Genomic DNA, 12,257 nt, shown 5'->3' with positions numbered 1-12,257 from the left:
CTCGCGCTCAGTAGCTCGGCAGCTTGGTCCGGGGCGGCACATCCTGCTTCCCACCCGACGCGAGATAGCTCGCGCGCACGGTGATGGGGTTGCGCTCCCAGAGGTTGTACAGCTTGTCCACCATCCCCGCCTCCAGCACATCCATCCGCCCGTCACCGCAGCCGTCGAACTGGCTGAAGGGGTCGGAGCGGTTCATCTGCACCGTCAGCCGCGGCAGGCCCTCCGGCGCGTAGGGCCAGGGCCACGCGGTGGACAACATGCCGTGGAAGCTCATGTTGCCAATGCGGTTGCTGAGGAGCTGGTGCGTGTGGCCGTGAATGACGGTCACCGTCTGGAATGGCTTGAACAGCGCCTGCACCTCGTCCGCGTCGTCCGTCCAGAAGTTCCAGGGCCGGTAGTACTTGTAGAGCGGCGAGTGGCTGAAGACGATGATGGGCGTCGCCTTGTTCACCTTCGCCAGGTCCTGACGCAGCCACTCGCGCTGCGGCGCGCCGACCTCGAAACGGGATTGGATGCCGTTGTCCAGGCCAGCGACAATCTGCATCCGCTCCTCGGGCGTGAGCTTGCGCTCCGTCCAGAAGTCCTTCTCCAGGATGGAGTTGAGCACCACGAAGTGCACGCCCTTGTGGTCGAACGAATAGTTCGGCGGGCCGAACAGGTCCGTCCACAGCTCGCCCATGTCGAGGAACCAGTCGTGTTCGCCCACCATCAGCCGCACGGGCGCCTTCACGGCCTTCAGAATCTCCGCGCCCAGCTTCAGCTCGCCCGGCTTGCCCAGCTGCGCCAGGTCGCCTCCGAAGAGGACGAAGTCCGGCTGCGGATCCAACCCGTTCACATCATCCACGGCCTTGAGGATGGCGCGCACGAAGCGGTCGTTGAGCTTCTTCTCGTACAGGTGCGTGTCGGAGATATACGCGAAGGAGAAGCGCGGCTTCGTCTCCTGCGCCTCCGCCACGTTGACCCACTGGAAGCTGTGCGGCGTGCGCAGGCCCATGCCCGCGGCGATGCCGGCGGAGATGCCCGCCACGCGCAGGAAGGCGCGGCGGTCCAGCTTCTTGAGGTCGTCGAAGAAGGCGTCGCGCTCTGCGTGGTGCTTCGTCTCGATGCTGCGGAACTTGTTCCCCATGGCGGCGTCTCCTAGGGCCTGGACGTCGAGGCGGGCTTCACGAGCGTCTCGGTGCCGTACACACCGATGTCCGCCGGGTTCTTCACCGACAGGTCCGGGTTGGGGGCCAGGTCTCCCAGATTCCCCTTCTTCCCCATCGCCACCGCGGTGTCTCGCTCCGGGCGCTTGTTCTTCAGTCCGCGCTGCCGGGCCTGCTCCCTGGTGGCGTACTTCGCGAACTGCTCGTCGGTGAGGGTGTTCAGGAAGGCCACCACGTCGTCGATCTCCCCCTCCGTCAGCCCCAGCCGCTGCATGCCGCCATCCAGGTAGGGGTTGGGCACACCGCCCTTGTTGTAGTGGTCCATGACGTCCCACAGCGTCGCCAGGGAGCCGTCGTGCATGTACGGACCGGTGATGGCGATGTTGCGCAGCGTGGGCGTCTTGAAGGCGCCCACGTCGTTCTCCTGCTTCGTCACCAGGAAGCGCCCCAGCTCGGAGAAGCGCGTCTCCAGCGCCAGCTCGTCAATCTGCTGCTCGTCGCCGGTGCGGACCACCTTCAGGGCCTCGCGAGCGAGCTTCACGAAGTCCTGCTTGTGCGCCGCGATGCCGATGTTGTGGAACTTCTGGTCGCTGAACAGCGGCGACACCACGTTGCCCGCGTGGCAGGCATTGCAGCGGGCCTTGCCGTTGAAGAGCGCCCAGCCCCGGCGCTCCGCGGCGGTGAGCGCCTTCGCGTCGCCGGTGATGAAGCGGTCGAACCGGGCGTTGCCGGAGTACAGCGTGCGCTCGAAAGCGGCGATGGCCGTCGCCAGGTCGTCGAAGTTCACCTCGCGGCCGAAGACCTTCTGGAAGTCCCTCACGTACTCCGGAATGGCCTTCACCTTGGCCACCACCGCCGCCTCGTCGGGCATGCCCATCTCCCGCGGGTTGAGGATGGGCAGCTTCGCCTGGTCCTCCAGCGTGGACGCGCGGCCGTCCCAGAACTGGGAGGCGCTGAAGAGCGCGTTGAGGAGGGTGGGGCTGTTGCGCGTCACCTTCTGCCCCTTCACGCCCTCCGACACCGGCTTCGCGTCCGTGAAGCCGAAGCGGGCATCGTGGCAGGTGGCGCAGGACACGGTGTTGTCCACCGACAGGCGCTGGTCGTTGAAGAGCTTCTCGCCCAGCAGCACCCGCTCCGGCGTGGGCGCGAGGTTGGCTGGGACGGACAGCTTCCACAGGACCTTGGACACGCCCGGCGGCAGGTCGGCGGGCAGGGACACCGCTTTCCTCTCGGCTGGCTGGGCCTGCCCGGACTGGGCGAACAGCAGGACGGCGAGCGACAGTGCAACGCCACACGGCGGGCGCATGGTCTCCCCTCCCCACCAGCCACGTTCCACACCGCGAGGAAGTCGCGGCGTCCGGCCGGGGTCAGCTCTTTCTGGGAAACAGCATTACCCCTGCCCCGCGGTCCAGGGTGTGTTCGCAAGACTGTCCATCAATGGAGCAAAGGCAGACGCCTCGCGTGGGCTGCCGAACATCCCGGCCGCGCGCATCTTTCGCCCAAGGAGGGCGTCATGTGGGACCCGGGTGAGTTGCGCGAGGGCATGGCCGTGAGGGACGAGCACGGGCGGAGGCTCGGCACGGTGGTGCATATCGGAGACACGCACTTCGAGCTGGAGCAGGGCTGGCCGCCCAGCCGCGACTTCATGGTGAGCTTCCACCTGGTGGCGCGGGTGGACCATGGTGAGGTGTTCCTCCACCCCGGCCATGGCGCCACCGTCCCCACGGAGGACGAGATGCCCGACAGCGGCGCGTACATCTGACGGCTAGCGTCCGGGCAGGCGCAGGTCGCGGGAGCTGAAGAGCAACCCGGACGCCGTCGCTGGCGCGAGCACGGCCAGGGCGATGAGGGCCCCGTCCAGCGGGCTCCGGGCGAGCGGCACGTTGTAGGTGACGGCCTGGACGAACGTCAGACACGCGTCCGCCGCCGTCAGCCCGCCCAGCACCGTGGCCAGGGCATCCCGCCAACGCCGCACCAACGAGAAGAGTCCCACCGTCAGGCCCACGTCGAACACCACCCACGCCCACTGCACCTGGACGGACGGGAACCAGCGCGCCGTGGAGGGCAGCGCCAGCAGCGCGGTCCACGGAACGAGCAGCACGGCGAGCGCGTGCACCAGCAGGCGCGGGCGCCGAAGCAGCGTGGCGATGCCGAAGCGCAACAGGCCGCCCTGCGCGAAGGCCCGCAGCGCGTCGTACACCGCCGCCAGCCCGCCCCGGGGCTCGGGATAGGACAGATGGATGGGCACCCAGGCGTCGGGGCGGAACTTCCCCTTGAAGGTGCGCAGCCCCTCGAAATCGAAGAGCGGCCGGCCGCACGCCCGCGCCAGTCGCAGCCATGGCCGCACCGGCCCCGCGAGCGGCGCCAGTCCCAGCGTCACGTAGCGCCGCCCGGTGGCGGCCGCCGCGCGCATGGCCGCGTCCACCAGCGCCTCCGCGGTGCCATTGGGCGCCTCCGGGTCCCGGAGCAGGTCCTGGAGGAACCAGCCTTCGCGGGCATACACGGGCGACACCGACAGGAAGCCCACCACCTCGCCCTCCACCTCCGCGACGAAGGCGTACCGCTCGCTCGCGAAGGCATGCGGACGAAGCTGGACCAGGAAGCCCATGGGCGCCATGCGACGGGACGCCAGCCAGCGTGCCTTCAGCAGCTCCACCGCTCGCCGCGTGGGGTGCAACGGGTCCCCCAGCTCCGTGACGGGCACCTCGCGGACCTTCACGCCTCGCGCGCGGGCACGGCGCAGCTGCTCGCGCAGGCTGCGGCTGCCCCGCACCACGTCGTCCCAGTGGACCGGGTCCCAGACGGGCTGCTCGCCGATGGGCAGCGACGCCATGGGGGCCAGCTCCATGAAGCGCGGCTCGGTGGCGAAGAAGCACACGCGCCGGTCCACTGCTCGCGCGGCCACGCGGAAGCCCTCCGCCACCGACGCCAGCCGCTCCGGCGCGGCAATGGGCACTCCGGCCGCCACCCAGGCACCGCCCGTGTCCACGTACGCCACGCACGCGTCGCCCGCCGGGTCGAACCAGTACTGGAAGCCGGGCTGGAGCACCTGGAACGAGGTGGCGTTCCAGCCATACCGGCGCAGCAACGCCAGCACCTGCTCGCGTGGCTCCGGGCCGGCCGGGGCCTGCTCTGGGGAACGTCCTTCCACGTGAGACAGAGGGTATGTGCCCCACCCTGTGGACCGCAAACGAGAACACCGTCTGTCCGGACCTGCGCCGCACTCCCTCACACGGCTCGCATGAGCAGGCGTGATGAGAGCGAGGTCTTCTCGCCGACCACAAGCACGCGCCAGACGGCTGTTGCAGCACATCAGACCAGGCAGGCAATCGGCCCGGAGGAAAGTCAGCCTAACGTGCGGAGCACTCCCTCCTTCCGGAGCCCGTGGATTGAAACCTCCTTCGCTCGCGGCCTGTGCGCTCGCGGTCCTGTTGTCCCCCTGTCTGGCTTCCGCCAATGAACACGATGACGGCGGTGTGCGAACCAACACCGCGCGCCTGCTGACGACCGACGCGGCGGAGGTCATCGACGCGCCGGTGCTGGGCCTCCAGCGCACGGCGCTGCCGCTGTTCGCCGGGCTGGCCGTGGACACGTCGATGTATGCCAACGCCTTGCTGGCGCCCAACGTGGGCCTGCGCTGGGCGATGGCCGCCGGTCCCCACCGCGTCGTGCTGGGCGCGCGCTACACGCACTTCGTGGGCGCCTCCGTCTATTCGGACGTCGTGACGTCGGGGGCGGACACACCGGCGCTCCAGCGCTTCGAGCCCGAGCTGTCCGGCCCGTCCTTCTATGGCGTCTACGGCCTTTCGCTGGGCCCCGTGCTGGTGCAGGGCGAGGCGCGCTACGGCCTCTACACGTCCGACTATCTGTCCTTCACCGGCGCGCTGGCCTTCAACTTCGCGGGCCACTGGTCCGTGGTGGGCGAGGCGGGCGTGCGCGTGAAGGGCGGCTCCACCCTGCGCGCCGCGGCGGGCATCCGCTACGGCGGCGAGCACTTTGGCCTGGGCGTGGGCGCCACCTACGTGGACATGAGCGACCCGGCCCTGCCGGGAGAGAGCCTGCCCGTCCTCCCCGTCGTCGACCTGTCCTGGAGCTTCCGATGATGATGATGCGCGCCTTGCTGCTTCCCTGCGTGCTGCTGCTGTCCGCGTGCTCGGCGGAGATTGCCATCCAGACCGAGCCCTTCGACCAGGTGGTGCCCGTCACCTCGCTGCTGGAGCCCGTCTACGCGGAGGTGGCGCTCGACCTGCCGGAGGAGTCCGTCAACACGCAGGACCTGGACATCATCGTCAACGAAGTCTCCGCCACCCTCGTGGTGGTCAACCCCTCCCCCACGCTCACCCTGCGCACGTCCGCGCGCCTGTCACTCACGGGGACCGCCACGCCGGACAACCCGCGGCTCTACACGAACTTCAACCGGCCGGCCTACTACGACACGGCGGCGGAAATCCTCGCGGAGCGGACCTTCCAGCCGGACTCGCGCACGCCCCTGCGCATCGACGCGCCGGCGCTCAAGAACGCCATCGGCCGGCGGCGCGTCTGGGTCATCGTCAGCAACACGGTGGTCCGCTCCGGCCTCACCCTGCCCCAGCTCCCGGCGCAGATTCGCCTGGAGGACATCGTCTTCCAGGCCCTGCTCACCAAGCCCTTCCCCGGGCTGGGCGGCGCACTGGAGGCCGGCGGCCTGTAGCCAGTGGAGGGCGCGGGTGGGAAGCTTCCGGCTGGACCGACTCGCCCGTGCCCTTCGCCTACTACGACAACCTTACGCCCGCCCAGCAGCGCGTCTACCGGATGAGTGATTCGGTGAGCGCGCTCCGGCTCCGCGAGCCCCGCACGCTGGAGCCCCTGGTGGCCGCGCTGCGGGAAGCCCTGGCCACGGGCCGGCAACCGGAGACCGAGCACGCCACCGCCCGGCTGAGCGACGCCCTCTGCGAGCGGCTGGACCTGTTCGCGCCGCGGGTGGAGGTGCTGGAGGTCCGCCCCTCCTCCACCACCGGCGAGCTGCACGGCATGTACACCCTGGAGCGGGGCCGTCGCCCTCGCATCCAACTGTGGATGCGGACCGCGAAGCACGCGCGGGTGGTGGCCTTCCGCACCTACTTGCGCACCCTGCTGCACGAGCTGTGTCACCACCTGGACTTTCTTCTGCTGGAGCTGCCCGCTTCCTTCCACACGGAAGGCTTCTTCCAGCGGGAATCCAGCCTCTTCCACCAACTGGTGCCCCGCCCAACCCGGCCCCGGCGTTCCGGGGCCAGGAAGGGTGTGACTGCGGACACCCCTGACATAAGTCCAGGCAGGCGGCGGCGCGGAGGCTAGATTCCGCATCCCTATGGCGCATCCGACCGAAGACAAGAACTTCCGCCTGCCGACCTCCATCCGTCCCCGCCGCTACGCGGCCACGCTGACCCTGGACCTGGACGCGAAGTCCTTCTCCGGCCAGCAGACCATCGACCTGGACGTGGCGGCGCCGTCGAACGAAATCATCCTGCACGGCATCGCCCTGGAGCTGAGCGACGTGACGTTCCGCGCCGGTGGCCAGCAGCGCAAGCCGGCCTCCATCCAGCCCGCGCAGGCGAGCGAGACGGTGGTGCTCCGCTTCGATGAAGCGCTGCCCACGGGCGCCGCGTCGCTGGACGTCGCGTGGACGGGGCGCTTCACGGAGGGGCTGCGCGGCCTGTACCAGGCGGGCAAGGTGGCGGCCACCCAGTTCGAGGCCGCCGACGCGCGCCGACTCTTCCCCTGCTTCGACGAGCCCGCCTTCAAGGCGCGCTGGGCCCTCACCGTCCGCGTCCCGACGGGGCTCACCGTGCTGGGCAACGGCCCGGTGGTGAAGGACACGCAGGAGGGCAACCTGCGCGCGGTGACGTTCCAGGAGACGGAGGTGCTCAGCAGCTACCTCATCGCCCTGGTGGTGGGCCCGCTGGTGGGCACGGACGCGCAGGACGTGCAGGGCGTGCCGGTGCGGACCTGGGCGCTGCCGGAGAAGGCGCACCTGACGCGCTTTGGCCAGGACGTGGCGCTGGCGGTGCTGCCCAGGCTCCAGGACTACTTCGGGCTGCCGTATGCCTTCACCAAGCTGGACCAGGTGGGCATCCCCGACTTCGAGGCCGGCGCCATGGAGAACGCCGGCCTGATTACCTACCGCGAGGTGGCGCTGCTGCTGGACCCGGCCACCGCGCCGCTGTCGGTGAAGAAGCGCGTGGCGGAGGTGGTGACGCACGAACTGGCGCACCAGTGGTTCGGCAACTGGGTCACCATGGTGTGGTGGGACGACCTGTGGCTCAACGAGGCGTTCGCCACGTGGATGGCCTTCAAGATTGTGGACCAGTGGCGCCCCGAGTGGCGCATGTGGCTGGACTTCGACGCGCACCGCGCCAGCGCGCTGCACCTGGACGCGCTCAAGTCCACGCACCCCATCCACGGCGAGGTGCGCAACGCGGGCGAGGCCGGTGAGAGCTTCGACGCGATTACGTACGAGAAGGGCGGCGCGGTGCTGCGGATGATTGAGGGCTTCCTCGGGGAAGGCCCCTTCCGCGAGGGCATCCGCCAGTACATGCGCAAGCACGCGCGCGCCAACGCGGTGAAGGAAGACTTGTGGAACGCGCTGGGCGACGCCGCGAAGCAGCCGGTGGAGGAGCTGGCCACCGCCTGGGTGGGCCAGAGCGGATTCCCGTTGGTGACGGCGACGCTGGACGGGCGCGGGCTGTCGCTGTCGCAGCGGCGCTACTACAGCGAGCCCGGTGTGCAGAGCGCTGAGGTGTGGCCGGTGCCGGTGGTGCTGCGCTACGAGGACAGCACCGGCGTGCGCGAGCAGCGCGTGCTGCTGCGGGACGCCCAGGCCACGGTGAAGCTGGAGGGCGAAGGCGCGGTGAAGTGGCTGACGGCCAACGCGGGCTCCACCGGCTTCTACCGGGTCGCCTACGACAAGCCGGGCCTGGAGAAGCTGGCGACGAACCTGAAGTCGCTGGCCCCCGCCGAGCGCACCGCCCTGCTGGCGGACCAGTGGGCGCTGGTGCGCGCGGGACAGGCATCGGTGGCGGACCTGCTGGACCTGACGGGCCGCTTCGGTGACGAGGAGGACGACTCCGTCCTGGACGAGCTGGTGGGCCGGCTGGCCTACATCGAAGGCCGGCTGACGGACGGCGAGGACCAGGTCCGCTTCCGCGCGTGGGTGGAGAAGCTGCTGGGGCCGGGGCTGAAGAAGCTGGGCTGGCAGTCCGCGCCGAACGAGGCGGACCGGGTGAAACTGCGGCGCGCGTCGCTGGTGCGCGCGGTGGGTGGCCTGGCGCGCAGCCAGGACGCGCTCGCCGAGGCCCGGCCCCGCGTGGAGCGCATGCTCCAGGGACAGCGGGACGCGCTGGAGCCCAACCTGCTGGACGCCGCGGTGGGCATGGTGGCGCGCGCGGGCGACGCGGCGCTCTTCGACACCTTCCTCCAGAAGATTCCGTCCGAGCCCGACCCGGCCACGCAGCGCCGCTACCTCATGGCGCTCACCGCCTTCGAGGCCCCGGAGCTCACCGAGCGCGCGCGCGGACTGCTCTACACGGACACGGTGAAGACGCAGGACGTGGCCAGCTTCGTGGCGGGGCTGCTGGGCAACCGCGTCGGCCGTGACGCGTGGTGGGCGCAGATGCGCACGCAATGGAAGGACGTGGTGGCCCGCACCGGCGGTGCCCCCATGCTGCTGCGCCGCATCGTCGAGGCCATGGGCATGCTGCGCACGCGCGAGCACCTGGAGCAGATGCAGGCCCTGCTCAAGGCCCAGCCCATCCCCGAGGCGCAGCAGGCCACGGCGCAGACGCTGGAGCGGCTGTCCCAGGATGTGGCGCTGCGTGAGCGCTGCATGCCCGAGGTCTCCGCGTGGTTGAAGCGCCAGCCGTGAAGACGACGCTGACAGAAGCGAGCCTCTCGGGGGTGCGGGAGGCCCTGCGGCAGGCCAACGCGGGGTTCGAGCGCGCCTACCCCGGGGACTCGACCCAACGGCAGCCGGTGCACGTGGTGTACGGCGGCGCGCACCTCTTCCGGGCGGAGACGGCCCGGAAGCTGGGCGGCATCGCGCTGAACACGCTCAAGTCGTACGCACCGGATGCGCCCGTGCTGGCCCACGGGCTGGGACTGCCCCAGCGCGGCCGCTTCGCCCAGCGCGTCTACGCGCGCGTGGTGGCCAAGCTGGAGCACGAGCCGGTGGAGGACCTGCGCATCGACTTCGAGGATGGCTACGGGCACCGCTCCGACGCGGAGGAGGACGGGCACGCCGTGTCCGCCGCGGAGGAGATGGCGCGCGGGCTGGCCCAGGAGCTGCTGCCGCCCTTCATCGGCATCCGGGTGAAGTCCTTCACCGAGGAGCTGTTCGACCGCGCCACGCGCACGTTGGATTTGTTCCTCACCACGCTGCTGGAGCGCTCGGGTGGGAAGCTGCCGCCTGGCTTCGTCGTCACGCTGCCCAAGGTGTCGCTGCCGGAGCAGGTGGCGGCGCTCGCTCGCGTCCTGGAGGTGCTGGAGACGCGGCACGGGCTGCCGGTGGGCACGGTGGGCATCGAGCTGATGGTGGAGACTCCCCAGGCGCTCTTCGACCAGCAGGGCCGGCTGCACCTGCCCACGCTGGTGGCCGCGAGCGCGGGCCGCTGCACCAGCGTCCACCTGGGCGTGTACGACTACACCGCCGCGCTGGGCGTCAGCGCGCATGCGCAAACGATGCGACACCCGGCCTGCGACTTCCTGCGGGATTTGGTGCAGGTGTCGCTGGCGGGCACGGGCATCCGGCTGGCGGATGGCGCCACCAACGTCATGCCGGTGCCACCGCACCGGGTGAAGCAGGACGAGCCGCTGCTACCCACCGAGCGCCGGGAGAACATGGAGGCAGTTCACCGGGTCTGGCAGTTGTCCTACCGGCACATCCGGCACTCGTTGGAGCGGGGCTGGTACCAGGGGTGGGACTTGCACCCGGGCCAGCTCCCCGTCCGCTACGCGGCGGTGTATGCGTTCTTCCTGGAGGGGCTGGACGCGGCCTCGCGCAGGCTCAATGCCTTCATGGAGAAGGCCGCGCAGGCCACGCTGGTGGGAGACGTCTTCGACGACGCGGCCACCGGGCAGGGCCTGCTCAACTTCTTCCTGCGGGGCCTGAGCTGCGGCGCGCTCACCCAGGACGAGGTGCTGGCCGCGGGCCTCACGCTGGAGGAGCTGCGCAGCCGCTCCTTCCGCGACATCGTCGCGTCACGCCGCGCCCGGACCACCTGACGGAAGCGTCCGGAGGAAGGGTGCCTCGCCCTTCCTCCGGTGACTCAGAGCAGTTCGATGGAGAGCGTCAGGTCGCACGTGGAATACGAAACCTTGGAGCGAGACATCTCCAGGACGATTCGGATGCCCTCTTCGCTGGTCCCCGTCACCATGCGGCGCGGGTCGTAGGAATGAACCCGCGAGTCATTCCAGCTCCAGGTCGGCTTGCACGAATCCATGAGATACGCGGAGTAGACGTGGAAGCTGTCCTGCTGCGTTCCACACTCCAGGTTGGACTGGACGCAGTAGACGTAGTCACCCAACGTCCGGGTCCGGTAGACGAAGCAGCGGAAGTCCTGGGGCCCCTGCTTCGACTTCCAGATGGAGACTTCGTCCGTCGAGTTCCGCTCCGCGGCCCCTCGCAGGGAAACAAAGCCGTTCGAAGCAGCGCCCAACAAGCCCTTCACCGACTTGCAGAACGCCCCCCGCGCCGGGAGCGCCGAGCGTGAAGTACCCGAGGAGTCCCCCACCTGCACGTCCCGATTGGGCAATTGCTTGTACGGGACGACCGCGCGAGGACGGGCGTTCGAATAGGACTGAGCATTGACTGCCGGGCTCACCAGGAGCAGCGCACTCAGTGCGAGCAACCGAGCACCGGGATTGAGTTGCAATGGCATACCTGAATTCCCCCTCGTCCCTGAAGTCGGGTCGTATTGACCCCAGCCACCCCAGGCCGTCCAACGAGCGCAGCCCTATACGTAGCCCGCGTTGCCGAGTCAATGTCACGACTTCGGAGGGCAACGAGACACCCCCTGACTGAAGGTGGTTCATGTCCTGACAAGCTTTTCGGTTACAGTCCGCGTGCTCCACCCGAGGGGGAAATGTTGTCAGGGCCCGACCCAATTCAAGCAATTCAAGACACACCTTCCAATCCCTCAACCCCTCGATTCAAGCAAACAGCCATGCTGCTGAAGTTGCTGCTCGGGGTCGAGGCGGCATTCGTCGGCGCGCGGTTGCTGCAAATCGTGTTTCCTTTGCAGGTTCCTCGCGTCCTCCAGGCCTGGGTGCTGTGGCCCACGCTCTGGGACATCCCCCTGGACCCGCGCCGGGTTTCGCCATTCACGGCCTTGATTCCCTGGCTCCTATGGGCCGCCGTGCTCGTGCTCTGGCTGGAGGTGTTGAGGAGAGCCAGTGGCCAGCGCGTGTTCACCCGGATGCAGGCCATCGCCGTGGCGCTCGTGCCGGGATACGCCGTCGTGGGCCTGCCGCGGCTCATGGCCCTGATGGCGGCCGTCCTGGGCCCGCTGGCGGCCGGCTTCAAGGCGGGCGCTCGCGGCATCGTCGGGCTCCACGTCCTGGTGGCCTTCGCGCTCGTGGTGGAAGCCCGGAGGGACACACCCGACTGGGGACTCGTGGTGCTCTGCGCGGATGGCGCGCTGCTGCTGGCGCAGTGGCTGACGCTGCGCACCGTCGCTCGGGCGCTGCTTGCGCGCACGGCCCATCCCCCGGAGGTGGCGCAGGGCCACGACACGGCCGCACCACTCCAGCAGGCGCCCCCGGCTCCCGACACGGGACTCGACTGTCCAGAGTGCCCCGCGCCCGCGCCGCTGCGACGGGACGCGGGCCAGCCCGGCCATCACTGCGGTCGCTGCGAAGGCGATCTGCTCTCTCCCACGGAGAGGCGACTCCTCCAGCCCCCGCCGGGAGAATCCGCGGCGATGGAGACGACGGGGCGGCACGTGAAGTGCGCCTCCTGTGGCGAAAGCGCGTCCACGATGCTCTTCCGGGGCGCGGCCGTCTCCGCCTGCGCGAGCTGCGGCGTCGTGTGGATGCGCGCGGGCGTGCTCCACCGGCTCACCCAGGGCCAGCACGGCCGCCCCAGAACCCGCCCTGGAG

Annotated in this window: 11 protein-coding genes; 7 read left to right on the top strand and 4 right to left on the bottom strand. The window is 69.7% G+C overall.

The window, feature by feature from the left end; genetic code table 11:
- Positions 1–7: 7 nt before the first annotated feature.
- Entirely contained in the window at positions 8–1,126 is a 1,119-nt protein-coding gene (locus tag FL344_RS04555; protein WP_141617654.1) for a metallophosphoesterase, read from the bottom strand.
- Between the two features lie 11 nt (positions 1,127–1,137).
- A complete protein-coding gene (locus tag FL344_RS04550) occupies positions 1,138–2,451 on the bottom strand; it encodes a cytochrome-c peroxidase (RefSeq protein ID WP_141617653.1) in 1,314 nt (437 codons plus the stop codon).
- 207 nt (positions 2,452–2,658) lie between these two features.
- Here FL344_RS04550 and FL344_RS04545 point away from each other — a divergent pair, with 207 nt between their 5' ends.
- Positions 2,659–2,907: a hypothetical protein gene (locus tag FL344_RS04545; protein WP_020477966.1), complete on the top strand. Its 249-nt coding sequence runs from the start codon at positions 2,659–2,661 to the stop codon at positions 2,905–2,907.
- A 3-nt stretch (positions 2,908–2,910) separates the two neighbouring features.
- On the opposite strand, the gene FL344_RS04540 is transcribed toward FL344_RS04545, so the two are convergent.
- Positions 2,911–4,458, bottom strand: a complete 1,548-nt coding sequence (locus FL344_RS04540; protein WP_141617652.1) for a DUF2156 domain-containing protein — start codon at positions 4,456–4,458, stop codon at positions 2,911–2,913.
- Between the two features lie 163 nt (positions 4,459–4,621).
- Between FL344_RS04540 and FL344_RS04535 the strand changes: the two genes are divergently transcribed.
- Genes FL344_RS04535 through FL344_RS04515 form a run of 5 tightly spaced genes read left to right on the top strand, consistent with a single transcriptional unit; the run spans position 4,622 to position 10,382 of the window.
- Complete coding sequence (locus FL344_RS04535; RefSeq protein ID WP_228557525.1) at positions 4,622–5,248, top strand: hypothetical protein; 627 nt, start codon at positions 4,622–4,624, stop codon at positions 5,246–5,248.
- A complete protein-coding gene (locus FL344_RS04530) occupies positions 5,245–5,835 on the top strand; it encodes a hypothetical protein (protein ID WP_228564779.1) in 591 nt (196 codons plus the stop codon). The genes FL344_RS04535 and FL344_RS04530 overlap by 4 nt, the downstream gene beginning before the upstream one ends.
- Before the next feature lie 47 nt (positions 5,836–5,882).
- A complete protein-coding gene (locus FL344_RS04525) occupies positions 5,883–6,461 on the top strand; it encodes a Wss1p-related putative metallopeptidase (RefSeq protein WP_141588102.1) in 579 nt (192 codons plus the stop codon).
- Positions 6,462–6,474: 13 nt separating this feature from the next.
- Complete coding sequence (locus FL344_RS04520) at positions 6,475–9,027, top strand: M1 family metallopeptidase (RefSeq protein WP_141617651.1); 2,553 nt, start codon at positions 6,475–6,477, stop codon at positions 9,025–9,027.
- Complete coding sequence (locus FL344_RS04515) at positions 9,024–10,382, top strand: phosphoenolpyruvate kinase (protein ID WP_194862988.1); 1,359 nt, start codon at positions 9,024–9,026, stop codon at positions 10,380–10,382. The genes FL344_RS04520 and FL344_RS04515 overlap by 4 nt, the downstream gene beginning before the upstream one ends.
- Positions 10,383–10,426: 44 nt before the next feature.
- On the opposite strand, the gene FL344_RS04510 is transcribed toward FL344_RS04515, so the two are convergent.
- Positions 10,427–11,038, bottom strand: coding sequence for a hypothetical protein (locus tag FL344_RS04510; RefSeq protein ID WP_141617649.1), 612 nt, complete (start codon positions 11,036–11,038; stop codon positions 10,427–10,429).
- Positions 11,039–11,323: 285 nt separating this feature from the next.
- Here FL344_RS04510 and FL344_RS04505 point away from each other — a divergent pair.
- On the top strand, positions 11,324–12,257 hold a 934-nt coding region (locus FL344_RS04505; protein ID WP_141617648.1), incomplete at its 3' end, for a hypothetical protein.

It is taken from the genome of Myxococcus sp. AB036A, from assembly GCF_006547355.1.
Classification (GTDB): domain Bacteria; phylum Myxococcota; class Myxococcia; order Myxococcales; family Myxococcaceae; genus Myxococcus; species Myxococcus virescens.
Note: the sequence above shows the minus strand (reverse complement) of the source record. Positions and strands in the feature narration are given on the sequence as shown.